Source organism: Pseudoalteromonas sp. OF5H-5 (assembly GCF_021530695.1).
Classification (GTDB): domain Bacteria; phylum Pseudomonadota; class Gammaproteobacteria; order Enterobacterales; family Alteromonadaceae; genus Pseudoalteromonas.
This window is the reverse complement of sequence record NZ_JAKGBF010000013.1, coordinates 37,396-63,285: the sequence shown is the minus strand read 5'-3', so window position 1 is coordinate 63,285 and position 25,890 is coordinate 37,396. Positions and strand designations below refer to the sequence as shown.

At 43.5% G+C, this 25,890-nt stretch carries 21 protein-coding genes; 5 read left to right on the top strand and 16 right to left on the bottom strand.

What is annotated here, in order from left to right; all coding sequences use genetic code 11:
• Nucleotide 1: 1 nt before the first annotated feature.
• The 7 genes from L1271_RS17890 to L1271_RS17860 form a co-directional block, all read right to left on the bottom strand.
• Entirely contained in the window at nucleotides 2–955 is a 954-nt protein-coding gene (locus L1271_RS17890) for a sugar kinase (protein ID WP_235368431.1), read from the bottom strand.
• Entirely contained in the window at nucleotides 952–2,382 is a 1,431-nt protein-coding gene (locus L1271_RS17885) for a sodium:solute symporter family protein (protein WP_235368430.1), read from the bottom strand. The genes L1271_RS17890 and L1271_RS17885 overlap by 4 nt, the downstream gene beginning before the upstream one ends.
• Before the next feature lie 37 nt (nucleotides 2,383–2,419).
• A complete protein-coding gene (locus L1271_RS17880) occupies nucleotides 2,420–2,806 on the bottom strand; it encodes a RidA family protein (RefSeq protein ID WP_010603922.1) in 387 nt (128 codons plus the stop codon).
• Between the two features lie 30 nt (nucleotides 2,807–2,836).
• Nucleotides 2,837–4,303, bottom strand: coding sequence for an N-acyl-D-amino-acid deacylase family protein (locus tag L1271_RS17875; RefSeq protein ID WP_235368429.1), 1,467 nt, complete (start codon nucleotides 4,301–4,303; stop codon nucleotides 2,837–2,839).
• Nucleotides 4,303–5,175 carry a MurR/RpiR family transcriptional regulator gene (locus L1271_RS17870; protein WP_010603924.1) on the bottom strand — a complete coding sequence of 291 codons (873 nt, stop codon included), beginning with the start codon at nucleotides 5,173–5,175 and terminating at the stop codon, nucleotides 4,303–4,305. The genes L1271_RS17875 and L1271_RS17870 overlap by 1 nt, the downstream gene beginning before the upstream one ends.
• 13 nt (nucleotides 5,176–5,188) lie before the next feature.
• A complete protein-coding gene (locus tag L1271_RS17865; protein ID WP_235368428.1) occupies nucleotides 5,189–6,415 on the bottom strand; it encodes an amino acid deaminase in 1,227 nt (408 codons plus the stop codon).
• Between the two features lie 106 nt (nucleotides 6,416–6,521).
• Nucleotides 6,522–9,740: a TonB-dependent receptor gene (locus L1271_RS17860; RefSeq protein ID WP_235368427.1), complete on the bottom strand. Its 3,219-nt coding sequence runs from the start codon at nucleotides 9,738–9,740 to the stop codon at nucleotides 6,522–6,524.
• Between the two features lie 911 nt (nucleotides 9,741–10,651).
• Here L1271_RS17860 and L1271_RS17855 point away from each other — a divergent pair.
• Entirely contained in the window at nucleotides 10,652–11,011 is a 360-nt protein-coding gene (locus L1271_RS17855) for a hypothetical protein (RefSeq protein ID WP_174169676.1), read from the top strand.
• 19 nt (nucleotides 11,012–11,030) lie between these two features.
• Here the strand turns inward: L1271_RS17855 and arfB are convergent, their stop codons facing one another.
• From arfB to L1271_RS17825, 6 genes are all read right to left on the bottom strand, one after another.
• Entirely contained in the window at nucleotides 11,031–11,444 is a 414-nt protein-coding gene (gene arfB, locus L1271_RS17850) for an alternative ribosome rescue aminoacyl-tRNA hydrolase ArfB (RefSeq protein ID WP_102058239.1), read from the bottom strand.
• A 79-nt stretch (nucleotides 11,445–11,523) separates the two neighbouring features.
• Nucleotides 11,524–12,732: an ABC transporter permease gene (locus L1271_RS17845; protein ID WP_102058238.1), complete on the bottom strand. Its 1,209-nt coding sequence runs from the start codon at nucleotides 12,730–12,732 to the stop codon at nucleotides 11,524–11,526.
• 10 nt (nucleotides 12,733–12,742) lie between these two features.
• Nucleotides 12,743–14,074: an ABC transporter permease gene (locus L1271_RS17840; RefSeq protein WP_010603939.1), complete on the bottom strand. Its 1,332-nt coding sequence runs from the start codon at nucleotides 14,072–14,074 to the stop codon at nucleotides 12,743–12,745.
• A 9-nt stretch (nucleotides 14,075–14,083) separates the two neighbouring features.
• Nucleotides 14,084–14,773 carry an ABC transporter ATP-binding protein gene (locus L1271_RS17835; protein WP_010603940.1) on the bottom strand — a complete coding sequence of 230 codons (690 nt, stop codon included), beginning with the start codon at nucleotides 14,771–14,773 and terminating at the stop codon, nucleotides 14,084–14,086.
• A gap of 11 nt (nucleotides 14,774–14,784) precedes the next feature.
• Nucleotides 14,785–16,056 carry an efflux RND transporter periplasmic adaptor subunit gene (locus tag L1271_RS17830; RefSeq protein ID WP_010603941.1) on the bottom strand — a complete coding sequence of 424 codons (1,272 nt, stop codon included), beginning with the start codon at nucleotides 16,054–16,056 and terminating at the stop codon, nucleotides 14,785–14,787.
• 243 nt (nucleotides 16,057–16,299) lie between these two features.
• Entirely contained in the window at nucleotides 16,300–17,103 is an 804-nt protein-coding gene (locus tag L1271_RS17825; RefSeq protein ID WP_010603942.1) for a hypothetical protein, read from the bottom strand.
• A gap of 92 nt (nucleotides 17,104–17,195) precedes the next feature.
• On the opposite strand from L1271_RS17825, the gene L1271_RS17820 reads away from it, so the two are divergent.
• Nucleotides 17,196–18,095, top strand: a complete 900-nt coding sequence (locus L1271_RS17820) for a response regulator (protein WP_010603943.1) — start codon at nucleotides 17,196–17,198, stop codon at nucleotides 18,093–18,095.
• On the opposite strand, the gene L1271_RS17815 is transcribed toward L1271_RS17820, so the two are convergent.
• Complete coding sequence (locus tag L1271_RS17815; protein ID WP_010603944.1) at nucleotides 18,087–18,512, bottom strand: hypothetical protein; 426 nt, start codon at nucleotides 18,510–18,512, stop codon at nucleotides 18,087–18,089. The genes L1271_RS17820 and L1271_RS17815 overlap by 9 nt on opposite strands.
• 126 nt (nucleotides 18,513–18,638) lie before the next feature.
• Nucleotides 18,639–18,944: a hypothetical protein gene (locus L1271_RS17810; protein ID WP_227388010.1), complete on the bottom strand. Its 306-nt coding sequence runs from the start codon at nucleotides 18,942–18,944 to the stop codon at nucleotides 18,639–18,641.
• A gap of 178 nt (nucleotides 18,945–19,122) precedes the next feature.
• Between L1271_RS17810 and nhaR the strand changes: the two genes are divergently transcribed.
• The gene (nhaR, locus tag L1271_RS17805) at nucleotides 19,123–20,013 is read left to right on the top strand and encodes a transcriptional activator NhaR (RefSeq protein ID WP_010603946.1); all 891 of its coding nucleotides are present in this window, start codon (nucleotides 19,123–19,125) and stop codon (nucleotides 20,011–20,013) included.
• Between the two features lie 9 nt (nucleotides 20,014–20,022).
• Here the strand turns inward: nhaR and L1271_RS17800 are convergent, their stop codons facing one another.
• The gene (locus tag L1271_RS17800) at nucleotides 20,023–20,739 is read right to left on the bottom strand and encodes a LytR/AlgR family response regulator transcription factor (RefSeq protein ID WP_010603947.1); all 717 of its coding nucleotides are present in this window, start codon (nucleotides 20,737–20,739) and stop codon (nucleotides 20,023–20,025) included.
• Between the two features lie 280 nt (nucleotides 20,740–21,019).
• On the opposite strand from L1271_RS17800, the gene L1271_RS17795 reads away from it, so the two are divergent.
• Together L1271_RS17795 and L1271_RS17790 are read left to right on the top strand one after the other, a co-directional pair.
• Nucleotides 21,020–23,863 (top strand): TonB-dependent receptor domain-containing protein, encoded by a 2,844-nt coding sequence (locus L1271_RS17795; RefSeq protein ID WP_010603948.1) that lies wholly within the window; start codon nucleotides 21,020–21,022, stop codon nucleotides 23,861–23,863.
• 223 nt (nucleotides 23,864–24,086) lie between these two features.
• Complete coding sequence (locus L1271_RS17790; protein ID WP_235368426.1) at nucleotides 24,087–25,886, top strand: tetratricopeptide repeat protein; 1,800 nt, start codon at nucleotides 24,087–24,089, stop codon at nucleotides 25,884–25,886.
• Nucleotides 25,887–25,890: the final 4 nt, after the last annotated feature.

Here is a 25,890-nt window from a genome sequence, read left to right as displayed (position 1 = left end):
ACTATTCCTGAGTAACAAGCTTTGGCAGAAAGTCGGCGGATATCAGCGCGCCGTGATGCTGAATAGCCTCGGCGGCAACTTGGTGTGCAAAGCAAGCAGCCGTTTGCAAATCGCAACCTTTCAGCCAATGTGCTAAAAACCCTGCCGCAAATGCATCTCCTGCACCACAGGTATCTAAGATAAGCTGCGGCGCTATGTTTTGCGCCGCGATATAGATAGGTGAAGAATCATCAGCTGGCGCGAGCACGCATGGCTGAGCGCCTTGGCGAATAACTAAGAGTTGTGAGCTTTGCTTTTGATGCTCTGCGATTATTTCGTCCACATTTGCGGTGCCATACACTGCATATTCGTCCTCGTCGGTTAAAAATGCGATGTCCGCCAGCGCCATTACAGCCTGATAACTCAATTTTGGGTTATCGCTACGCCAAAGGGTTTGGCGATAGTTGTTATCAAAAAATATGAGCCCACCTCTGTTTTTAAACGCGGCTAACGCCTCAAACAAGTCCTTTCTCTGCGACTCACATATAATGGCAAGGCTTATTCCAGAGAGGTAAATCGCATCAATAAGCTTGTTGTGAAGTGCCTGAGTTAACGTCTCATCACGCTTAAAATAATGCCTTACAGGGCTGTGCTCACGGGCAAAGGTAAAGCGTCGCTCTCCTTTCTCATCGAGCGTAATCCAGTACTCGCCAAGCGCGCTATGTGGTTCAAGCGAAATATAGTCTTGTCTGATGTTGGTGTTTGATAACATATCAAGCAAGTTTGTACTGGCCTTATCCGTACCAATGGCGCTGGCAAAACTAACTGCGATGTGGTTATCGTTGCTTTGTTTGAGTAACTGAGCCATGTACCAAGCCGTGTTAAAGGTATCACCGCCAAACGAGCTAGTGCCATCTGCTCTATGCTCCACCATGCATTCACCAAAGCACACCAACTGTTTTATTGCGCCTTTCATGATGCCACTTCCGTTTTTTCGGACGATGCGGTAACACTGGGTTTTGTCACGATACTCGTCAATACACCAAACACCAAAGCACTGAGCAGCGCAGGAATAATCGGGTTACCAAAATAAGCCTGCCAATCGTCGTTCATACCAACGAGTAGGGCAGCCACTGAACCTGCCATCAAGGTGACTAAACTGCCTTGCCAAGTATAACCTTGCCAAAAGCGCCCCAATAACCCCATCACACAAAGCCCCGCTAATACAACGGAAATCATTTTGGTGATATAGCTGATAATGTCGCTCGACAGCACCGCCATAAATAATGCCAGCGATACGGTAGTCAACATGGCAATACGAGAGACCAAAAGCGGATTGTGTGGCGCAATATTTCCCTTATACCAAGTCAGATAAATATCAGCAACCAACACACTGACTCCAGCAATGGCATCGGAGCTGGCACTAGAAAGCGTTGCGGAAATACCCGCCAATAAAATAAAGCCGCCAATCAACACCGGCATCGCCGTTAACGCCAAATAGGGAAAAGCAAATGAAGGGTTGTCTAAACTCGAGTTAACTGCATAAGCACCAATACCAATCACAGCAGGAATACATGAAAACCCTAAATAAAGTAATCCCGAGATAATAAACGACATACGAATACTGCTTATGCTTTTGGCGGAGTAGATCCGCTGCCTAAACGATGGTGTTGCCAATACGCCCACCAGCACCGCCAGCGCCATTGAAATAGCAGGCAACAAACCAATATTTTGATATGAAAAGAGCCCAGCTCCCGCTGCAACCGAAGCACTGGTTAGCGTTTGCCAACCACCGACCACCTCGACTACAAAGTAGGTCATCAACAAAAAGCCCGAAAACAAAATAACGGCCTGAATAGCATCCGTCCAGACTACCGCCGAATATCCGCCTAAGGTCACATATACAGCAAGCCCCAGTCCAATAATCAGTTTTGCACTGGTCTCATCTAGCCCAGTGAGCCAAGCTAAGTACATGCCCCCGCCAATCAAATGTGCGCCAAGCCAGCCGACACTTGCCGCGTAAATCAATATTGCTAAGAGCTTTTTAACGACTTGATGATTGCCTACATAGCTTGCTAACTCTTCACTCATTGTCGCGAAGCGCTCAGCCCTAACCGGCGCAAACAACCAAGCCAGCAATAAAATACCCAGCGCGCCGCCAATGCCATAAAGCGTGCCCGCCCAACCGTGTTGATAGGCAAAGCCGACCGCTCCCATCGACGAGCCGGTGCCGACCATAGTGGCAACGGTGGTTCCTAGCGTCAGCATCAGCGGTACTTTTCGCCCAGCTAATAAATAGTCGCAATTTGACCGTTGCCACCGAGATGCCAGCCAACTCACCAATATCATGGCAGACAAATACAACAGAAAAATAAGCAAATACACTTGCTGACTATCCGTCATGCTTCTCCTCCTGTGAACATTGTTGTTCGTATAACGTCTATTCGCCTTTGTAACAGGTGACATCAACCTCAACTTTACAATCCACGACTAAGTCGGCCACCATGCAAATTCGCGCAGGAGGATGCGCTGAAAAATACTCTGCAAAAACCTTATTAAAGGACTGAAAATATCTTGCGTCAGTTAATACCACAGAAACATGCGTAACATGCTCAAGGCCATAACCTGCCTCGGTCATAATCGCGATACAGTTTTCTATGGCCAGACGCGACTGCTCAACAATGCCACCCTCAACCACTTCACCATCTCGCATTGGCGTTTGCCCCGAGACTTTTAACCAACCGCCAGCTTCAACCGCTCGTGCAAAGGGTAAGTGTTGTCCACCAGTACCCGTACCGCCTTCAGCACCTATTCTTCTTATTGTCATGTTAACCTCTTGATGATTTTTTGATTTTTATTAGTTTTGACGCGTTAAAAATCGTCCTGCTCGGCCGAAATCGACAATGGTGTCTGCATTCGCGCCCTCAACGTAGCTGAGCTTGCCATTCACCCAAACCTTCACAATGCCTGAGGCAAGTTGTTTTGGATTACTGTAACTTGCTTGGTCTAGAACCCGATTGGGGTCGAATAACACCAGATCGGCAAAGTAACCAATTTGAATATAGCCACGTTGCCGCAGCTTAAAGCGCGCTGCTGGCAGCGCTGTCATTTTGTAGATAGCCAATGCCAACGGCAGCGATTGTTGTTCTCTACAATAATGTCCAAGCACCCGCGGAAATGTCCCCCACAGTCTCGGATGCGGATGCGGATCGCACGGCAAGCCATCAGACCCCACCATGCTGTGTTCATAACTTAAAAACCGCTGCACATCATCTTCCAGCATACAGTGATACACTGCGCCCGCTGGCTGCAAGCGCTTTGCCGCTTCACGCTGAGGCACTTGCCATTGCGTAGCAATGTCTGCCAAGCTTTGCTGTGCAAGTTCTGGATGAGACTCCGACCAAGTAATAAAAATGTCCGTCTCCTCCGTCACTTGATTAAGATCTAAGGTGCTTGAACTCGCGGCGTAAGGATAGCAATCGCAGCTCACTAGGTGTGTTTGCCTATGCTGTTCAAAATGCGCTAATACCTCTGGTGCCCTGCCCCAATTCTCTCTACCTGCACATTTTATATGTGAAATAACCAGCGGCAGTTTGGCATGCTCTGCCGTTGCAAAGGCTTCGTCCATGGCTCGGATGACTCCTTGAAATTCTGTGCGTAAATGCGTGGTATAGATACCATCAAATGGTGTAACAACCTCGGCCAACGCATTCACTTCAGCTTGACTTGCCCCCTTCGCATTGTAATAAGCAAGGCCTGTACTAAAGCCTATCGCCCCTTGCACCATCGCTTGGTGCAGCAAGGTTTTCATCTGTTCAAGCTCTTGCGCATTGGCGGCTTGAGATAAATCCGTCATGACCTGCGCTCTGAGCGTTGTATGACCAACTAACATGGCTAAATTGACACTCGGAGCGGCCTTATTAAAGGCATGTTGATAATCCTGTAGTTCACGATAGGCGAATTCTGATTGCTCCCCGAGTAAGTTAATGGGGTCGAGCGGCGCTTGATTTGTACAGTAAGGCACTGCGCTAATGCCACAATTACCGGCAATGACGGTGGTGACACCTTGGCTCACTTTGCTCAGCATATGTGGGCCTCGCAGCACTTCAAGGTCATCATGGGTATGTACGTCAATAAAACCCGGCGCGAGCACTAAGCCCGTGGCATCAATGCATTGCTGTGCTTGCAAATGGTTGCAATTGCCAAGCGCAACAATTTTGTCTTTGCTAATCGCGACATCCACCACTTGTGCTTTAGAGCCTGGTTCAAAATACACCGTCGCGCCTTGAATGAGGATATCAACATAAGGAGATGAGCTCAGCATTAATCCCCCAGCGGAAAGCGTTTATCGGCAGGAGGCATATTGCTGTTTTTATCTCGATGCTGATCTAACTGGGTTTTAAGCCTTCTGAGCTTTTCTCTTGAGCGCTTTTGATTGCGGATAGCAACTTCGCTCGACAAGATATCCACTGCCGCCATCATGGCATAGCGTGCAGCGCTGGGCTTAAAGATATAGTCACTTTCTTGAGTTTTGATGGCTAAGTGGTGATCGGCAATGTCCGCCAAGTCGCTCACTGGGCAAATAGCAATAACCTCAGCACCATACTCTTTGGCGATAAGCGCCGCCGCTTTCACATCAGGAGAAACACCACTAAGTGAGAGACAAATCACCACATCCCCTTTGTTCACCGTTGCGGCAACCATGCGCATCATCATAGGATCGGAGTGAGCATTACTAAGTACGTCCAAGCGAAATAAGCGATTTTGACATTCTTGTGCCATCAGGCTGCTACCACCACCAACCCCAAAAATTAAACAATGACGCGTGGCGCAAATCACTTCACTCGCCTGCTCCACAACCGCTTCATCGATGAGTCCCGCATTGAGCGTGAGGATCTCCTGAATAGAGGTATAAACATGAGAAATCTTTTCTTTTTCAATTGGCTCAGGATTTGTAAAACGCTCACCAATTGCGGCTGATTGTGTCAGCTGAAACTTAAGGTCACGTACATTGGTACAGCCTAAGCTACGCGCTAACCGTGTGATGCTGGCATGACTGACCTGTGCTTTTTCGGCTAACTCACTAATGGATGCGCTTGCGGCAAAGTTAAGCTCAGCCAAAATAAGCCGGGCAACTTTTTCTTCCGCAGGGCTAAAGTGCCCCAAACCTTCCTTAATTTTGCTAATAATGTCCACAGCTTCGCCTCAATTAAAAATAGGTAGAAATGGTTTGGGTGATCACCCAATCTCGCTCAACAACACCAATTTGTCGCCACTTATCAAAGGTCAAGCAAGGATGAGAAGTCGAAAAGCAGATCATATCGCCAACCTGTACCTCGCACCCAGATGCAATACTTACCATAGCATGTTGATCCATGATTTTTTCGACCTTTACCGCGCCGCCTAATGAGCACAGCTGCTTTGACGGCGGAGAGTAAATCAGCTCTGGTGTGGGCATGCCAGCATCAAATGCGACATCCCTTTTACCCATGCCAATTATCGCGACACCCGGCTCTGGAGTCGAAAGCACGTAAGCCCATATACTTAAGCTCGACACCAAACTTTCCCCCAAATCGCATGCGAGATTGCTCCGTGATAACACCGCTTGCTGCGCATCCTGATAGATCCCAGTATCGTGAATAAGGTAGCAGCCGGGACGGATCACAAAACGAAATTGCTGAGCCTGTTCACTTTTGTTTAGTGTCTTTGTCACAACATCGTACCAAGCAGACCCCGCCCCCGTGATAATAGGTAACGCCTTTGAAAACACGTTTTTTTGTCGTAAATCTGCCGCCGTTTTTATTACTGAACTAACGAATGTGGCAATCCTTTGCTCGGCATTATCACCGTGGATCACGCCTTCATAAAATCCAATACCTGCTACCTCTAAGCTAGCATACTGTTGGCATACATTGACCAGCTGCACTATCGTTGCAAGATTGCGCCAACCAGCGCGACCACCTTCAACTCCCACCTCGAGTAAAATGGAAATGCGCAGCGAATGCTGAGTAAAAAATGTGCCTAAGGCATGGGCATTTGCAATAGAGTCAACAAAACAATAGAGCTCAACGTCAGTATCAGTAAGCATGTTTGCAACTTGCTTCATATGATATTCGCCAACAAGTTGATTCGCTAAGATCACTCGTTTTGCGCCCGCGACTATGGCTACGGAAACTTGTGGCACGGTCGCTACCGTGATAGCCCATGCGCCATGTTCAAGCTGTAGTGTAAATAGCGCTGGAGACATCGTCGTCTTGCCGTGGGGTGCCAATAATACTTGGCTTTCCTTTGCAAAATTCGCCATCCAATTCGCGTTGTGGTTGATGGCGTCTTGCTTTATCACTGCAACTGGCAAACTGACCTGCTCTGCGAGAATATCCCAGCCGCTATCTTCTAGTTGCAGTGGGTCGCCAGTGCCTTTCGCTAATATTGTCATCGTTTATTCAAATCCTTGAGTTTAAACATTAATTCTCCACGTCAAAATAGCGTATTGACTTACTGCGATTGGTATCAGGCCAAGCTGCACTTGGCCTTTGCTGACGTTAGAAAGTCGCACGGACGCTCAATGCAAAACGTCTATCCGTAGTAAAGTTGAGTGCCTGCGTTTTTGTCCCAGCTTGGTCCATCTGATACTTGGTTTTGGTTTCCGTATCCAATAAATTGCTGGCTTCAAAACCCACTTTCCAATGGTCGTTGATGGTGTAATACAAGCTTGCATCCATCATACCTGACGCCTCTGCATAGGCAGGGACGTACTCTTCAGATTCCCTAAGTGTGAGCAAATACTCAGAGCGCCAAGTGTATGCAAGGCGAAAAGAAATATCCTCGTACTCATACATACCAATGATATTAAAGTTTTGGTCAGAGTAACCTTGTAGCGGCAAACCTCCAAACACTCGGAAGGTATTCCGATTATCGGTTAGCGGGTTACCATTTTCATCGAAACCAAGCGTGCCTTTAGAGACTTCATTTGGATCTTCAAGTCCATCTTGATCGATATAGGTAAAGTTAAGTTGCAAACCTAAACCGCTCCATGCACCCGGTAACATGTCGTAGAATTGTGAGTAGGAAAACTCCATCCCACGAATGGTGCCAGAGCCCGTGTTAGCGGGGCCATAAGCAGAGACATCATAATCTTCACCACCATAAGACACATCAAGATCAAAGGCGCGGCTACGGATTATATTATCTAGCTTTTTGTGGAATAGCCCTACCGTCACGTAACCTGCGGACGCGAAATAGCATTCGGTAGTTAAGTCAGTATTGATCGCTTCTTCAGGCTCTAAATATGGATTCCCAGAAAGTGCGGTTAGACTGATATCGTCTAGCCCAACAACGGGGTTCGTTGCCTCGTCGTAATCAGCGCCGGGGGTTTGTAGCACGCGAGTGTAATCCAAGTTAAGAATACTGATATTTCTGGCATCAACTAAACTTGGGTAATACAGCGCTTTTGACGCACCAAATCGCACCACTACGTCTTCTGATACACCAAAACTCAAATTTAAGCTCGGAAGCAAAGTGCTGTAATCTGTGCCATCAACGGTACTGAGTTCGGACTCTCCTCCAGCAATGTCGTAATATCGCTTATACTCTGCTTGTTGCATCACATTATTAAGTGATGTCCCCTCTTCACCACGTTTGATGAGGGCGGGTTGCACCAAAGCGCCCGTAGACTCTAGTTGATAGTTTACATAGCGCAGGCCAACGTTACCCACCACTGGAATGTCTTGAAACTCGAAGTCAAAATCACCGCGAATGTAAAATTCAGTACGCTTCTCGTTGGTCGAACTTATATTGTGTGCGGCGAATGGGCCTTCAACGCGATTGGGTTTGTCTGCATAAGGTACATAAGTGCCAGAGCATGTACCGTTGTTTGCCGCACTGTTGGTGGCATTGTGCCAACCATCACGACAACCTTGGCGCAAAGAGTCGGCGTAGTTTTTCACCAGATCCATACTTGGGAACAAGAAGTTATTGACTGGCCCCTGTAATACCTGACCATTGTAATAATCTGAAAAATCAACGCGCTCAAATAATTCTGGACGATTTACCGCCGCGGCGGCATTTCGGTCATCTTGGATCCAAGGGGTGCCAATTGCAGACCAGCCCTCGTAAGCGGTATCTCGCACCGTTAGGTCTTTATCTGACATATAAAAACCGGAACTGACACTCGTGAAATGACCGTCTAGCTCATACTTAAAATCCAGTTTAACGCTGTCTGATTCTGCCGTATTGCGCTCAACCTGCTCCATACCGCTGCCCAAAAACAGGTTAGGCACAGGTCCATTCCAATCTTCATTGGGTGACCAACCTGCCGTTAGAATATTGTCACTGAGAAACTCTACTGTCGGCCTTGAGCCACGCATATCGAGGAAATAAGGCGAGACAACGTGGACATGGTTCCCCCGTGTTTGACCCGACATACTGTAGTTTTGCACTTCTTTGTCGGAGTCGATCCGCTGGTAATCAAAATCGACCGTCAATCTATCTATTGGTTTTAACGTTAGTTTAAATGAAGTGTCCTTCACGGTATTTTCGTTGTAATTCCAGCGACTACGATAGAAGAATGGCGTTTCGGGGCTCACGCCAAGTGCAATACCGGAAGTCACAAAACCATCATCTGTAGTTAGTGGGAGGCCACTTTCCGTATTTTCAGTCCAATTTTGTGAAGACCCCATAAAACCTTTAAACCCTTGAGCTGCTTGTCCTATTTGCCGCTCGTTCCACTCAAGAGACGCTTCTGAGCGAATGTGCTCTAATGTCGCAACTATGGTCTCATCAGCATTTGCCCACTGCAGTGAAGAGGTTAAGCCGGTACGTTCACGGTCATTAGTTGCCGTGCTCATATGGATAGCGACAGGCACATGCCATACACTGCCAGCTGGTTGCCCTGGTAAAGCGGGGCCATCCACAGGCGATGATGGATCAACACCGGTTATGCCACCCCATTGATCCAAGGTAGGAATAAAGGAATCGCCTCGAGAGTGGAAATTGCCAAGGCCAACACCATCTCCTCGAGTCTGATATTCTGATGAGGAAGCCGCAATTAAGAATCCGAACTTACCTGCACTGGTTTCCCAACTGTCGGAAAACAACGCTGAAAACGAAGGCGTCACTTCTTCTCTAAAGTCGCCATAGTTGGCCTTTGCATTGAACGAGATAAGCCGGTCGTCAGAGTCAAATGGTTTGCGGGTGATAAGGTTCACCGTGCCAGATATACCGCCTGAAATAAGATCCGCAGTTTGGTTTTTAACCACTTCTACCGCACCTAGCAATTCAGCAGGAAAGTCTTCATAGCTCAGACCGCCTGACGGATTTGCACTAAAAGCGTCTCTGCCATTCACCTCAGAGCGAACCCTGTCTAGGCCACGAACCAACACGCCTGTACCTTCATCAGCATAATGTTTAGGGTCATCGGACGATGCAAATCGCTCAATCGTAACACCCGGTACACGTTGCAGCGCTTCAGTCACCGATTTGTCTGGTAATGCCCCGATATCTGACGCCGTGATCACGTCTTTGACCGTATCAGCGAAGCGCTTGATGTTTTGGGCACTATTGATACTGCCTCGGATCCCACGAACTTCAATGACTTCAACCGCTTCGTTCTCAGTCGCAGATTTGACATCGCTGTCATTTTGACCCACAGTTTCGGCGGCAACCCAAAGTGGAGAAAACCCAAGAAGTACAGATGAAACCACAAGGCTCAGTTTGCTTCGTTTAGGGTTATGTTTACCAATACCGGTGACTAGTTTTGACATTTTTTTGTTCCTTTCTTCTTTTTAAAAACCAGTGAAAAAGCCAGCAATGCCATCTCTAGCACCACAGCCCAAAAACCTACCACACAGTGACGTGCTCTAAACGCCCCTAACACATCACATGTTACTTACTAACAAAAACCAAAGATTACACTGTTACTTTTTAACATTACAGACTAAAAAGCAAACACTTTTTATGAAAACATTGACGAAATATGCTATTGCATTGAAATAAAAAGCAATAAAATAGATTTTTCTTTGGAGGAAAGTAACGAGCTTGGGGACCACTCAGAGCGACTTCAAAGTAAATCAGCACCCCCTTCGAGACAAATAACTATGAATCTATTTAACCTGAGGTTTGGATAAGGAATGTTCCAACTCATTGTTGCTAAAGCACAACTTAGTTTTTTCCTTGTCTAGCCAGAGAGTTTTAGGGAAAACAAGGCGAATTTACGCGCCAATAGCTGGCTATTGGAAGTGAATTCAACGCAGTTAGCACTAAAACAGGCTGCTAGAAAGGCATTAATTATCCACAGCTCAGGTTATTTAACCTGAGGTTTGGAAAAGGAATGAGTTAACTCATTGCTGTTAACGCACAACTTAATTTACCTCTTTGTCTAGCCAGAGAGTTTTAGAGATAACACCGCTTCTGCGTCCTGCTCTCACTAAGGTACCTACTTCCTGTAGGCAAGACGAATTTACGCAGTTAGCGCTAAAACTGGCTACTAGGAAGGCATTAATTATCCGAAGCTCATGTTATTTATTGAGATGATCTGTCGGCAAAACATGTTTTGCCAAATTAGCACCAATAATTGTAGTATTATTCTTAGATTTAGGATCCCAGTAAAAACGCCAAACGGTGTTACTTTTGGGGAAGAGCAATCTGCTTAGCGATATACACTCAAGAGGACATTATGAGTAAATTTTTAAATTCTGTAGCTTTGTTACCGATGCTTGGTTTCATCGTAACAATGATTTACACCATTGTTGTGAAAGAGGAAGCCTTTTCAAATTATCATTGGTTTATAGTAGCGCTAATATCACTGTCAGCCTCTTCTGAGCGATTAAAACATGCTAATACAGTAGCTGTAACCATCTTTGTGTCGAGTATTCTTTCCAATATACTTCTACTAATAGCATCCAGTGTTGATTTAAAAATCACCTCATTTACTTTCATATTGTTTTTGGGTTATTTAAGTATTGGGTTTTTAATTTTGATGGCAAACCTTGCTTTTATTAGATACAAGAAAAACGAAACCATCCTCAACAACTAGGCTAAGTTCAATTAAACCCTTACCAATTGACCGACCCCCTCAATGATTTGGTTTGGCCCCGTTTGGTCTTTTGATTCAGGCGTTTCTTTTGCGAGCTTTTTGTTGGCTTGGTAGCTCTGCGTGTTTTTTCAACTTTGGTGGCCGCGAGGATCAGTGTTTTTAGCCGCTCCAGGGCATCTTCTTTGTTTTGCTCTTGGGTGCGAAAGCTCTGTGCTTTAAGCACAATGACACCTTCTTTGGTAATTCTTGAGTCTTTAAGTGCAAGTAGCCGCGATTTGTAAAAATCAGGCAATGTTGAGCGGTTGATGTCAAACCTAAGATGAATGGCACTGGAGACTTTATTGACGTTTTGTCCACCCGCACCTTGTGCGCGAATAGCGGAAATATCGATTTCCCACTCTGCAAGCGTGACGTTATTTGAGATTTTAAGCATAGTCTTTTCAAGCCTCCGTTTACCATTTTAGCAAAGTAACTGAAGGCTTGAAATAGCAGCAACGAGCACTGAAAACTGATTATGCTGTACGAGTTGCAATAGCAGGTGGTACTTTTGCAGCAACCATTGCGGGGTAAGTAACAGCTAACTGACCAGCAACGAGCATAATAATCGCACCAACAATCAAATAATCACCGGGTACACTGGTGAGCCCAAAGTAATTAACCAAGTAAATATTCGCAGTGATTGCGATGATTATACCCAGAGTAATACCAAATAAAGACACCACCGCATTTTCAATCATAAAGTAGCGTAGAATATCGGCCTGAGTCGCCCCGAGCGCGCGTCGAGTACCGATTTGCTTGCGACGTTTATGAACGGTGTATCTTGCCTGACCAAATATTCCTAATATAGTAACGCATGCCAACGCGGCAATTACCGCCTTTAATGTTTGGCTCACTGCATAATCGGCCTGCAAGTTCTCTGTCTTTATTTGTTCAAAGGACTTAAACGCATCAACCTGGCGACCAGGCTTTTTAAGTAATAATGCTTGAACTTCAGCCATTGCTGTTTCTCGCTGGTCTGGTTTCGCTCTAACAACAATAATTGTTTCTTCATAATGCTCTCTAATAGATCCAATCACAGTCATATCGTACGCATACCAGAACCGCCAAGGAGACTTCATAGTTTCAACGATACCCACAACCTTTTGCGGTACAGATTCAACATAAATAGTTTCTCCAACCACGCTACGCCAATCATTCGGGCGAATTTTATGCGCTAAAGCTTGCGAGACTAAAACACTTGCGGACTCAGAGTGACCATCAAAGTATTTGTGTATCACGTCATTATATTTAAAATTTCTTCCTGCTACGACACGCAATCCGAGTGTATCAACGATGGTGTCATCCGAACCATAGTAGCCTGCGTGAGTTATCCTTTCATCTTCCTCAGGGGTGAAACCAACATCTAGTGAGCGACCCCAATTAGTAAGCGGCATACTAGTAATCGTACTTGCACTCTCAACACTGGCTAACGCACGAATGTCTGCAAGATCAGTATCAAGCGCCGCATTTTTTTCTTCATCAGTACCTTCAAGATTAGTGCTAAAACTAAACAACTGCTGCTCCGTAAGCCCAGTAGGCTTTGTCAGTTCTTGCTCTTTAATTACCATCATATATATGGTGTTTACTAGAATGGTAAATGTCAGCGCAATCTGCAGGACGAGCAACAATGGCGATGCTTTATTTTTGCTTAAAGTTTTTAAAATTGGCAATAAATCTCTCATTGGAAGACTCCTACAGGCATTTCAGCTGACTTGATGGCTGAACTTTTGCCGCACGTAGCGTCGGTAGCAGGCCAAAAGTAACCGCACTTATTACCGCAAGTACAATCGTCATAACAACAATACTTAGTGTCATTTCCAACATTTCAGCATATAAGTGACTATACAACTGCGCAGTTATACTCAACCCAATCTGAGCCAATATCAAGCCTAACACCCCTCCCACTAAGCCAATAATGAAGGTTTCAACAGTAAATTGAGCGATAATATGTTGCTTGGAAGCACCAACTGCCCTGCGAAGCCCAACTTCGCCAGACCTAGCATGGAACTTGGCAACCATCATAGCCATACAGTTCAGTAAACAAACAATCAGAAATGCAAATGCCAACCAAACCGCCACATTGCCATCATCCTTAATGATTTTTCTTTCAATAAGCTGCTCTTTAACATTGAATAGTTGATGTAGAGGTTCTCGTAAAAACCGGCCATATTCTCTTTGTTCCATCGAATAGTTAACCAAAAAGTCCATATATTGATTTCTCGCTGCGGCTGAGCTTAACTCTACCCAATATGAGACCCAAACACATTCAGATGCCAAAATAGCCGAAAAAGAGTCATCAGCGGGTTCTTTCCAACACTGGTAAGAAACATCAGAGCTAGTCCAATGTTGATTATTTATCTGTGCCTGAAATGGAATAATAATGTCCCTTGGTTTATTAAAGGCACGGGTCCTGTTGTCAAAAAATTTGGGAACTGGATACCAATCGTCAGTCACTCCAACGACGCGGTATTGCAAATCACCTATCAGCAACGACTTACCTATTGAGTTTTCTCCATTAAATAACTTGTTATTTAATTCATTGCTTATTACAGCAACTTGCAGACCGTCTTTGTCAGCAGTCTCATCCCATGCACCTCCAAATTTAAATGGCACCTCAAACATACCGAACATGTCACGATAAGCACTTCTTATTAACGTCATCTTTGCATCAGTAATAGGCTGCTCGGTCGCTCGAGACATCATCTTGAAACTAGCAAGAGGTGTTTGCCTCACACCACGTTTAGCATTTTGCAAATTTATCGCATCTTGGTAGCTAAGAATAAAAGGTGGGACTTCCTTTCCTTGAGAAATATTGAAAGGTTTATCAGGTCCATAACTATTTAGGCGAACATTAAACAGTTTGTCGCTTTTAGAAGGAATAGGGTCTTTTGCCAATAAATAACTAACCGTATAAGTCGTCATTGCAGCACCTATTCCAACGGCAATTGTGACCACCATTAAAAATGATAAAAACGGCGTTTTTCGCAATGAAATAAGTGCCAATTTAAGATAGTAGCCAAACATAACTTATCCCTAAGCAATCGCTTTGTTACAGTGTTTACGCTCAATTATCACGCCATCACGGATCTCAATAATGCGCTGTGCTTTGGCTGCTTGATGCGTATCGTGCGTTACCATCACTACACTCGTTCCTTGTGTATTAATATCCATGAGCAATTCCATAATACTATCTGCCATTTTGCTATCTAAATTACCCGTTGGTTCGTCAGCAAGTAAAAATGAAGGTTTACCAGCTATTGCACGAGCAATCGCGACCCTTTGCTGTTGACCTCCTGATAGTTGCGATGGGTAATGCTCCTTACGTGAGGCAAGGCCCACCTTATTCAACGCATCCATGATCCTTTCATGACGTTCTTTTGAAGATAATTTACGATAGCGAAGAGGCATATCAACATTGTCGTAAAGATTGAGGTCCGGAAGTAAGTTAAAGCTCTGGAAAATAAAACCGATCTTTTCATTACGTAGTTTAGATTTAGCTTTGTCACTTAACTTTTCAACATTGATGCCATCTAGCTCATAACTCCCGTCACAAAAATCCTCTAACAGACCTGTAATGTTTAAAAAAGTCGTTTTTCCTGAACCCGATGGGCCGACTACTGAAACAAACTCCCCCTGCTCTATACGTAAGTCAAATGGCTGCAAGGCTTGAGTTTTTATTGTATCGGTATAGTAAGCTTTGGATAAGTGACGCATGGATAGCATATTACAGCTCCTTATTGAATTATTTTCACACTGGGAGCGTCTTTAAAGATTCGCGCGTCAGAGGTAATCACCTGATCGCCAACATTAAGCCCCGAAAGTACTTCTACTTGCCCAATACTTCTTAATCCGATTTGTATTGGTGTTTTTATTGCAGAACCCTCTTTTACTACGTAAGCAAACTGTCCGTTATAGGCTTCTATGTATTGCCCGTGTGGTAGATAGGCAATATTTTGCTTTTGTTCAATCACAATTCGACTCGTTAACCTTTGGTTCTGCCTTAACCCCTGAATGGTGTCGTCTTTAAATCGAATTTTCCCTTCAACTCGACCATTTTCAATTTCTGGAGAGATAGCAACTATTTCTCCGCTATACACTTCTCCATTAAGACTTATCTCAGCCAACATTCCCAGCGCAAGGTCGTCTGAATAGCTTTCTGGGATTTGCACCTCTATCTCATACTTTGAGAGATCCACCACACTAAGTAATGGCTGATTTTTGGCGACTGTATTTTTTTGCTCTACCGTCAAGTTACCAACTAATCCACCTACCGGCGAAAGTACTTTTAAAGCAGCGACTTGCCTCTGAAGCTCCACCACTTTTACTTTTTGCGCCTCAAACTCTAACTCTTTGGTACGGATCTCAAATTTTTGGCTTTCTTTTTGTAACTCCACTTCTTTAATTGCTAGGCGATATTCACGCTCTGCGTTTTCGAGATCATCTTTGGCTTTTTGATAGTCAATGTCACTTACAACTTGCGTTTTCAAACCGTTCTCAGAACGGCGCATCTCCCGCTTTGCTGCATTTAACACAACAGTCGCTTTACCTAAATAATTCTCTTGTGCTAAGTCTTGCTTTTTGGCTTGAATAATTTGCCTTTGAAGTTCCGTTTCTAACTTGTTTAACTGTGCTTGATGTTGTGCAAATTCGCTTTTCAACTCAGGACTATCTAGAACGGCGAGGACTTGTCCTTCCACCACACTGTCACCAGACTCTACCAAGTAGGTAACCGTTCCCTGAGCAGGGCTATATATAGTGGGGCGCCGCGCTGCCACGACTTTACCTTGAACAGAAATATCGCGGATGAAGTCACCTCGCTTCACTGATGCTATGTGAACTTTATCGCTAGAAACAGCTGTTTGACCGCTTGCCCACTGTGTAAAAATGGGGGTCATAAAAAAAACAGCAATTAATATAAAAATACCAATTACTATTATGAATAATCTATTTTTCTTTGGTCTTTCAACCACCGAGTCTTGAGCGCTCGTATCTGGAATATAGGCCATGAAATAATCCTTTTACCACTGCCTTAGCTATTGAGTACTATCGTATTTTTGGAGCATTATTACTAACTATTCCACCACAATCACATCTCTTCGTTTAATTATTAGAAGCCAACAATTTAATACCAAAGCATGAATTATCTAGCGAAGTAGACCTCAAAAGCTTAAAACAAATCTGGTAACCTGAGTGCCTAAACCTTACACAAAGCCAAGACTAATGTCACGAGAAATAAAACATTTTGTTAACTATTTGGTTTGATTTTTGACAACCTCTAAGTACCGACTCTCGATAAACTTTTTTTCTTTAGACAAGTGCTCTAATGCTTCTCGCGTTTGTTCCAACTCTTTTTGGATAGCCTGAAGCTTTGGCCCATCTTCTACTTCTTGCTCTTGCACCATTAGCTGTTGCAAAGCCTGATTTTGTTCGGCTATTTGTCGTTTGTATTCATTAATTGTTAGAGACATATCTTGACGCTCCTTCTCAAAGGTAGCGACCAATTGCTCCAATTCTTGCTCGGACGTACCTCCCATCGCTTTAGAAGCTTCCAACTGCTGCTTTAATGTGTCATTTTCTTTTTGTAATTCCTCTGTAGATTCATATTGGTCATAAAGTTTTCTTCTTGTTTGCTTCAGTCGCTCTAAACTCTTCGACAGATCCCCCCTAAGTTTCTTTATTAATCGATGCGATTTAAGTAGCTTACTGTTTAAATCGTCCATGCGAGTTTGTTCTTCGGTCGAGATATGATCCTGTGTAGAGCGTTTAACCTCTGCTAATTGCTGCTCTAAATGGACTTGTAAATTAGCCAACTCTTGAATGGTATGTTGATTATCTTCAACAAACTTCATCGACTTATCTATCGCTTCGCGACAATGTTGGAGTAGATACTGTTGCTCTGGGTTGGATGTCCCAGCTCCGCCAGCAGCCTTTGCAAAGAGCCTAAACTCTCGGAGGATTAACAGCAAAATATAGAACCAAAAAGCCAATATCAGCAGCCCGATATTCACCGCCATATAGATAAATACATCAATTGGTAGTTTACCTAGAAACATATTGCACACTCATTATTTTCTTACTTTCATTTTAGTATTGGTTAAAAATCGTGCCTATAATAAATCTATATTTTTCAATAAAGTGGTAATTTGTGAAGATATTGCTCGTGGATGACAGTGCGGCAACACTTGAGATTATTCGTCGCGGTTTAGTACGTTTTAGATATCGCAAGTTGTTGATAAAGAAAGCACAAAGTGCAAAAGAAGCCCTGAAAATCATCGGCTCTTGGCATCCTGATATTGTATTAACTGACTGGCATATGCCTGATATTTCGGGACTCGCATTAGTTAAAGCTATCAAACAGAAACAACTGGGTGTGACCATGGCAATGGTAACCACTGTCGACGACCGCGAGCAAATAAAGCTAGCCCTTGATTACGGAGCGGCATTTGTGCTGTCTAAACCATTTGCAGATGATGACCTCCACAATAAAATCATGCCCTTGGTCAAAGCCGCAGAGGAAAGCTCAAAAACAAGGGAAATTCATACTCTGCACAAAGGCGTTCCTTTGCCTCAAGTTGGACAACTTGAAAAACTTATGAATAAACATATCGACACTGAACTGAGGCTCTATCAGATTAATCAAATGGAGTATGATCCTGATAACCTGCCTTGCGTCATGGTTGCATACGAGGATCCTAGTAGTCAGAAGGTACGCGCAATAGGGATATTTGATGTGTATTCAGTTTGTGTGCTCGCCGCTTCCACTGGAAATTTAACAGATCAGGCAGGATTTGAAGCCATTCATCAACACCAGATCACAGAGCACATGTTAACCGCTTGCCACTCAGCATTAAACTCAACTTCTTATGCGTTTTTGGATGGAATAACAAGAAGAAGTCTAAGAGTAAAAGCCCTACAGCTAGTCACTAAACCTTTTCCTAAATTGAAGCGTCTGTATAAAACTGCTTCAAATATGAGGATAGATATATGCTGCCAACGCCCAAACATGGCGCAAGGGAAAATCCTATTGGTCGGACTTTTAAGCTAGTGCTTTTAACAAGACCCCCGGATCGCTGATCCCGGCTTCTTTTAGCGCTTCTTGAATATTTTTCGTCAACTCAACAACTTGGCTCTGCATGCGCAGTATAAATTCAAGTTTTTGTGTCACCAACTCAGCTTTCATTTCATCAGAATAAGAGTCACTTGCCTTTAATTCATCAAGTAATTTTTGTTCCTCTTTAATTTTTTCTCTTAACTCTTCGAGCTTTTCAACCATTTTTTGGATATGCGGAGGCAGTGCGGCTTCTTCTTGCTCTTCCTTTACCTCTTCTCCAGACAATTTAGACATATCTTCTTCAGATAACCTAAGAGGCCTGGGCGAGTTCGTCTCTTCAACTTTGGCTTCCTGCTCATTCTGACTCGTAGCTGATTGAATTGGGGAGTGAATTAAAAAGTTAACGTTCATTGTTGTTTGGCCAACATGATTCCTTTGACCTACATATCGGTAATTTATCGAATATCTTTAGTAAAAAATTGCGCGGCATCCTTGCCGCTGCAAGTGCTTGGGAATGGAATCACTCAGCCTCAAAAACTAACTGAGCTTAAAATAATTCTGTTTTAAGATTTGCTTACAATTGCTTAATGCACGGTTTAACGCTTGCAGCAGGGTTTTACCTTTGGTCTTAACCTTTAACGTCGGTAATCCAGGTAACAAAAGCTCAACTTGGCATAAGGTAAGCCTGCCAACCTGCTTATCCACCTGTTTTTCAATTCGTACATTTATCTTTCGAATATTGTTTGTATAACCACTTAACGCTGCATTTATCGCTTTAGTGAAAACCACTTTACTTGACACCGCTATAGGTTCATTTACACCAACAAGGTTCAGTTTCATCATTACCTCAGACAATCGCATCAAATATTACTGTATTGGAAACTTAGAATGACTCGAATATCAAAGCGTTTTCGCTACATTCTCTCAACTTATACTTGCGCCGTGAGATCAAATCTACTAATGTTCACCAAAAGAGAAAAGCTGATTATATCTAACCTAAAGTAAGATTTTTACGAACAATATGAATATAAACTTCAATCACCTTTACTATTTTTGGCAAGTAAGCAATGAAGGCAGTATTGCTGGTGCAAGCAAAGTCCTTCATTTGACACCTCAAACAATTAGTGCGCAACTATCTAGTTTGGAAGCACGCCTTGGGAAACCTCTATTCATAAGAGAAGGAAGAGGTCTCAGATTGACTGACTTCGGCATTTTAACCAAACAGTATGCGGATGATATGTTTTCGATTGCAAAAGAGTGGTTGGAGACAACACAAGATGGCGCAACAGCTATACATCGTACATTAAAAGTTGGTATTTCTGATGCGATTCCAAAATCATTGGTTTCAAAGTGGCTTGCTCCACTGATAGAAAATGAGCAAGTTGCCAATTTACATTGTATTGACGGTCAACAATCAGAATTGCTAGCTCAGATGGCCATGCATAAGCTCGATATCGTGCTTGCAGATAAGCCACTTGATAGTCACCTTCCTTTTAATGTTTTTTGCCACGAGATTGGAAAAAGTCAAATTGGCTTATATGGTTCAGCTTCAAACAGTGAGCAACTCAGTGCAAATTATCCAAAATCGTTACAAGATCAGTCGCTCATTCTTCCAGCAAAGCACAGCCCTGTAACTAACTCGATTCAATTTTGGCTCCAAGAGCAAAATATAGAAATTAAAGTGGCTGGTCATGTAGACGATAGTGCTTTAATGAAAGCATTAGGCCAACAAGGATTCGGTATCTTCCCAGCTCCGCTGTCAATCCAATCAGAATTGAAGCGCCATTATGATGTAAACCTTATAGGCACAATTGAAAGTGCATACCAAAATTACTACGCCTTCACACCAGACAGATTGATTAAGGACTCCATTTTTAACGAATTTGTAAACTTTGCGAAGGGCATCAGCTGACTTAAAGTGTCAGCTTATGTTGGACTGTAAAAGAGAAGATAAATTCTGCTTATATCGCCTTGATAGATGAAGTGAGTCGCCATTTTCCAAAATAACATCGTAATCACCATTATCTCTTGTTTTAAGTTCACTAATTGCATTCAAATTAACGAGTGAAGACTTGTGGATCCTAGAGAAGCCAAACATCTTTAAATTTTTTTCCATCGCAGACATGGTATCCCGATGAAGTATTGAGCGCTGCCTATTTATCAAATGGAGCTCAACATAATTACCGGCACCTCCAACCCAAGCCAGTTCTTCAACTTTAATAACATGAATATGCCCGGAGTCTTTCACTATTAGTCGTTGATTTGGCATGTACTCAGAGGTTAGCTCCTGAGGACTTGAGAATACGGTATGAAGTATGTTCTCAATAAGCGTATCTGTCTTATCTCGCCCTTCAAGAGACATCACTGTACAAGAACTGAGTTTGGTATCTGTAGTGATCTTTATAGTCGAAACAGATGAGAACTTTTTCGCGATCAATTCTTGCTTTTTGGGATCACTTTCAAACGAAGAATCTATTAACAAACAGTCTATTTCACCCGACTCAATAGTTTCTAAAATATCAACAAATGTTTGATAGTAAACAAACTGGGAACAAACAGCGACTTCCTTTAACTTTGTACTCATTTCAACGCCAAGCGCAGACAAATAGCAGGGAATCAAGATTGTCACTTTTTTCATTCATCACCTTAAAGACATCAGCAGGTTAACAAAGATACTAATACTTTGTATCTCATTTCACAATAGTTAACAAATAATTGTTATAGATTGTCACAGTGTAATTCGCAAATTAAATTTGATCTTTTTTTTAACTCCTGTCGTCACTACTTTCCGTCACCTTACGTATCTCAACTGGCATATTCCCGACTTCCGACATAGCCTCCTCGTGATACTAATAAGCCTTTGTGATGAGTTAGCAAGCTCGCCAAAGGTATCCAAAACAAACCTATCAGGGGATATCATGAAACAATTCAAGCGTTCTAAGTTAAGTATGCTTATTACTTCTGCGTGCCTAATCGGTGGAAGTTTGAGCATTCAAGCATCAGCTGAAGAAGCTGCTGATGGTGCTAATGACGAAGTCGAAAGAATTTCTATTACGGGCTCTCGTATTCAGCGTGTCGCGTTAACGGCAAAAACACCTGTTATCGAACTAGACGGTACTGAATTTGCTATATCTGGTAACTTAAACGTCGAGCAGAAGCTTGCCGAGTTACCACTAACAGTTCCTTCTTTCGGACCAAGCTCAAATAACCCTGGTGATGGTACCGCTCGAGTAGACTTACGTGGTCTTGGTAACGAGCGCACCCTTGTTCTTGTTAACGGTCGCCGCTGGGTACCAGCAACACAAACAGGTGTTGTCGACTTAAACACAATTCCAGCTTCTCTTATCGAAGGTGTAGACATCATTACCGGTGGTGCAGGTGCGGTATATGGCTCTGATGCACTAGCAGGTGTTGTAAACTTTCGATTGAAAGACGACTTCGAAGGCGCTGAAATTTCTGCGTTATACGACATCACCGAAGAAGGCGACGGGGAAAAGTTCAACACAGACCTCACCTTGGGTGGAAACTTTGCCGATGGTAAAGGCAACGCTACTGTGTATATCGGTTACGCCAAACGTGAATCAATCTTCCAAGGCGACAGAGACTTTACTAATGTAACGCTCACTGAAGGCGATACAGGTTTAGTGCCTGGTGGGTCATCTGGTATTCCTGGGACAAGAATATTTGCAGGCCCTACACTTCCTAACGGTACAACTCTAGGTCGTTTTGGTCCAAATGGTGAAGGCCTACCATATACATCAGCCGATGCATTTAACTATGCCCCTGATAACTACCTGCAACTGCCACAAGAGCGTCTAACACTTAACTCTTTTGCACACTATTACATCAATGATGACACACGCTTATATAGTGAACTATCTTTCATTCGCAACGAAGTTCCGCAGCAGCTAGCTCCGACTCCAGCGTTCGTAAATGGCTTGGTGGTTAACCCTGACAGTCCATACTTCGGTGCAGACGTTCAAGCCGCAATGAAAGCATTGGTGCCAGAACTCGATGATGACGGTGAACCAACTGGCAATATGGTTAGTCAACTTGACGCCGATGGTAACTTTACATTCGCTACAATCGGTCGTCGTATGGTTGAAAATGGTCCACGCCAAGCGATTGATACACGTAATGCGATGCGTTTATTAGTTGGTGTAGATGGCTTTATCGGTGACTGGGCATACAATGCTTACTACAGCCGCTCTGAGCTGGACCGCTCTAACCTACTTAATAACGACGTTTCTGAAACGCGCTTCAGACAAGCTATTTTAGTAACTGACGATGGTAGTGCATGTCAAGACACGTCAGGTGGCTGTGCACCATTGAACATCTTCGGTGAAGGCAATATTTCACAAGCAGCGATTGATTTTATCAACGTCGGGGCATCTAACGTAACAAACATTAAGCAAGAAATTTTCCACATCGATTTTGCTGGTGAGCTACCATTTACTGTACCGTCTGCTGATATGCCAATTGGTTTTGTAATTGGCTACGAAAGCCGTTTTGATGATTCAAGCTTCCGTCCTGATGAATTCTTAGCATCCGGTGATGTACTTGGCTTTAACGCTGGTGAACCAACTGTAGGTAGCTACAGCGTTGATGAGATTTTCACAGAAATTGATATCCCACTAGTAACAGACGCAGCATTTGCTGAAGACATTACACTTTGGTTTGCGGGACGTCTTTCTGACTATTCAAACATCGGCAATGCATCTTCATTCGCAACAACTTTAAACTGGAAAGTAAACGAATACGTTTCGTTCCGAGCTGGTTACCAAGAATCTGTTCGTGCACCTAACATCGCGGAGCTATTCCAAGGCGCAGCAAATGGCTTCCCAAGCGCAACTGATCCATGTAGCGTAGACGGTTTTGTAGAAGGAAAAACAGATAGAGCTCTTTGTGAGGCTCACGGCGTTTCAGCTTCTCAAGTTGGCGTATTTGAGCAAGCAAACGCGCAAATCGAAGGTAGCTTCGGTGGTAATCCTGACCTGAAAGAAGAAACATCAGAAACCGTTACTCTCGGTCTTGTTATTACACCGACCGAAAACTTTGACATTACAATCGATTACTTTGATATCACGATTGATGATGCAATCGATGTACTAGGTGGTGGCGTGAACAATATTCTAGATATTTGTTACAACCAACTTAAAGATCCTAACTCAGAGTTCTGCCAAGCAATTACTCGTCGTCCTGACGGTAACGTAGACCTTGTTACAGCGCTAAATGCGAACATCGCGTCACTAGGAACCAAAGGCTATGACGTTAACTTCAACTGGACCACAGAGCTTGGCTTTGGTATCGGTGAAAATGGTTCAACACTGAACATTAACTCTAAGAACACAATCTTGGATGAGTTCTTTAGAACGCCAAGCGTTGGCTTCACAGAAACTAATTACTGTGAAGGTAAATTCGGTAACACCTGTGGTACGCCACGCCCTGAGTTCCAAAGTAATAACCGCTTTACATGGACTTCAGGTGATTTGAGCGTAGCGGCGCTAGTTCGATATATGAGCGAAGTTGATGACGACTCAGGCACTAACGAAATCGCCCCGATTTCTAAAGCAGAATGGTATCTTGACCTTAGTGCGAGCTACCACTTCACAGATCACCTACAAGCAACATTTGGTATCAAGAATGTGTTAGACACAGAGCCAACACCACTAGGTGACGCTCAACAGCAAGCAAATACATTCCCAGAGTTGTATGACGTAATAGGTCCTCGCTACTTCTTAAGCGCTGTGTACACGTTCTAATCCACTAATACAGAAAACAAGGGAGCTTCGGCTCCCTTTTCAGTTATTTGTGTAATAGTTTTTTTATTCACAGCAGGTTACTAAGTTTTAAATCAAGCTCGCTGAAAGATTGATTAATCCTAACAAAACTTCAAGCAGCGTCACTTTGCTCGCAACTAGATAAAATTTGACTAAGATAAAGAGTATGCAGCTCAGCCTAATTGACCGTTTAAGAAAAAATAACATGAAGCAAACATCCGAAATCAATATCGCAGTTCAAGATGCTTTCAAATTGCTCCAACAAAAACAGTATCAGCAAGCGTTAACGAAGCTTCAGCCGTTTACTGATTCGCCTCACCCCGACCTACATTATCTTTTGGGAATTTGCTATAAGTCACTAGCCGAATGGCAGAGTGCAATAACCTCATTAAGTGATGCCGCTAAGCTCGCGCCACTTAAAACCGAGATCTTAACTCATTTAGCCAAATGTTATTGGCTATCGGGTGATTTGCACCAAGCAGAGTCTCATTACCTTACGCTGTATAATACTGAGCCAAAGAATCTAGATTTACTTAAAAACTTGTCGCTTCTTTATCTCGAACAAAACCGCCTCGACATGGCCTATCAGTGGGCTTTGAAAGGACAATCACTCGATACTTCTGGGCAACTCACCAAAATTCTCGGAGACATTGAAAAAACAAAGGGAAACCTCAAACAAGCGATCAGCTATTATCAATCAGTACCGCAACACTCTCAGGTTGCTTTTCGAGCAATACACAATTTAGGCCTTTGCTATAAGTTACAAGCTAAATTTGAACAAGCAATTCAATGCTTTAGGTTTGTTCACCAAAGCGCCCCTGAACACTACGAGCCGCTTTATAATCTTGGGGACTGCTTTTTTGCAAATGGTCAGTTTGAACCAGCACAACAAGCCTACACTCAGGCACTGAAGCGAGCGCCACACAACCCAACCGTCCATAAAGCACTGAACGAACTTTATTGGCAGAGCGGGCAACATCAGCTTTTTGCTAGCAGTTTAATAACAGCACTAGAGTCAGCCAATAATCAACAGCAACTTACAGAGTGTCTAGCCGAACTTTACTGGAACACCAGTCAGTACACATTATGCGAGCAATGCATACAGAAGTCGGGTTATGCAGACAAATCAGCCACGCTTCTAGCATTAAGAGGGCGTTTGGCAGCCACGAACAATGAGCTAAACACTGCCTATAAACATTTAGATGATGCCAATAAGCTAACCGTTAATTATGACAGGATCTGTGAGCAAGCAAAATTTGCAATCCAACTTGGGGAGTTTAGTACCGCACAATCCCTACTCGAGTACGTGTTGCAAGCACAGCCTAACTCACAACTTGCATTAGCTTGGCTAAGCGTAGTGTATCAAGCCACGGACAAAGAAAAGCATCGTGCTTTATGCAACCCAAACTTTGTCCTTACTACAACCTTAGACACTCCGAACGGCTATCAAAATGGTGAAGACTTTCTTAAAGAATTAGAGTCTTGTTTACTAACGCTTCATCAAGGTAAGCAAGCACCAAGTGAGCAAACTTTAGTAAATGGTTCACAAATTTCTGGTGGCTTGCTTAATAGAGATATCGAAGTCATCACCAAAGCTCGAGCTCAATTACTGCAAGATATTGAAAAATGTCTCAATAACTTAGAGTTAGTGCCTGAGCACCCATTTTTGGCTCATTTAAATAAGGATAAATTAATTACTGGTTCGTGGTCTGTCAAATTAACAGAGCAAGGCTTCCACGTGAGTCATATCCACCCCGCTGGCTGGATAAGTGTGGTTTTATATATCAACACGCCAAACGACGATAGCAACAATGGGGTAATTGAATTTGGTAGACCTCCCCTAGCACCTCCTTACGATTTTCCACCATTTAAAACTGTAAAACCTAAACGAGGACAAATCGTGATCTTCCCCTCTTATTTTTGGCATGGAACACAGCCATTTAACGCATCAGACAATAGCTATCGAATGACGTTGCCACTCGATATTGGCGTAATCAATAATTAACAAG

Excerpts from the sequence above, each read along its gene's own strand:
- L1271_RS17890 (WP_235368431.1), bottom strand. The coding sequence starts at position 955 with ATGAAAGGCGCAATAAAACAGTTGGTGTGCTTTGGTGAATGCATGGTG.
- L1271_RS17885 (WP_235368430.1), bottom strand. The coding sequence starts at position 2,382 with ATGACGGATAGTCAGCAAGTGTATTTGCTTATTTTTCTGTTGTATTTG.
- L1271_RS17880 (WP_010603922.1), bottom strand. The coding sequence starts at position 2,806 with ATGACAATAAGAAGAATAGGTGCTGAAGGCGGTACGGGTACTGGTGGA.
- L1271_RS17875 (WP_235368429.1), bottom strand. The coding sequence starts at position 4,303 with ATGCTGAGCTCATCTCCTTATGTTGATATCCTCATTCAAGGCGCGACG.
- L1271_RS17865 (WP_235368428.1), bottom strand. The coding sequence starts at position 6,415 with ATGACAATATTAGCGAAAGGCACTGGCGACCCACTGCAACTAGAAGAT.
- L1271_RS17860 (WP_235368427.1), bottom strand. The coding sequence starts at position 9,740 with ATGTCAAAACTAGTCACCGGTATTGGTAAACATAACCCTAAACGAAGC.
- L1271_RS17855 (WP_174169676.1), top strand. The coding sequence starts at position 10,652 with ATGAGTAAATTTTTAAATTCTGTAGCTTTGTTACCGATGCTTGGTTTC.
- arfB (WP_102058239.1), bottom strand. The coding sequence starts at position 11,444 with ATGCTTAAAATCTCAAATAACGTCACGCTTGCAGAGTGGGAAATCGAT.
- L1271_RS17845 (WP_102058238.1), bottom strand. The coding sequence starts at position 12,732 with ATGAGAGATTTATTGCCAATTTTAAAAACTTTAAGCAAAAATAAAGCA.
- L1271_RS17840 (WP_010603939.1), bottom strand. The coding sequence starts at position 14,074 with ATGTTTGGCTACTATCTTAAATTGGCACTTATTTCATTGCGAAAAACG.
- L1271_RS17835 (WP_010603940.1), bottom strand. The coding sequence starts at position 14,773 with ATGCTATCCATGCGTCACTTATCCAAAGCTTACTATACCGATACAATA.
- L1271_RS17830 (WP_010603941.1), bottom strand. The coding sequence starts at position 16,056 with ATGGCCTATATTCCAGATACGAGCGCTCAAGACTCGGTGGTTGAAAGA.
- L1271_RS17825 (WP_010603942.1), bottom strand. The coding sequence starts at position 17,103 with ATGTTTCTAGGTAAACTACCAATTGATGTATTTATCTATATGGCGGTG.
- L1271_RS17815 (WP_010603944.1), bottom strand. The coding sequence starts at position 18,512 with ATGAACGTTAACTTTTTAATTCACTCCCCAATTCAATCAGCTACGAGT.
- L1271_RS17810 (WP_227388010.1), bottom strand. The coding sequence starts at position 18,944 with ATGATGAAACTGAACCTTGTTGGTGTAAATGAACCTATAGCGGTGTCA.
- nhaR (WP_010603946.1), top strand. The coding sequence starts at position 19,123 with ATGAATATAAACTTCAATCACCTTTACTATTTTTGGCAAGTAAGCAAT.
- L1271_RS17800 (WP_010603947.1), bottom strand. The coding sequence starts at position 20,739 with ATGAAAAAAGTGACAATCTTGATTCCCTGCTATTTGTCTGCGCTTGGC.
- L1271_RS17795 (WP_010603948.1), top strand. The coding sequence starts at position 21,020 with ATGAAACAATTCAAGCGTTCTAAGTTAAGTATGCTTATTACTTCTGCG.
- L1271_RS17790 (WP_235368426.1), top strand. The coding sequence starts at position 24,087 with ATGAAGCAAACATCCGAAATCAATATCGCAGTTCAAGATGCTTTCAAA.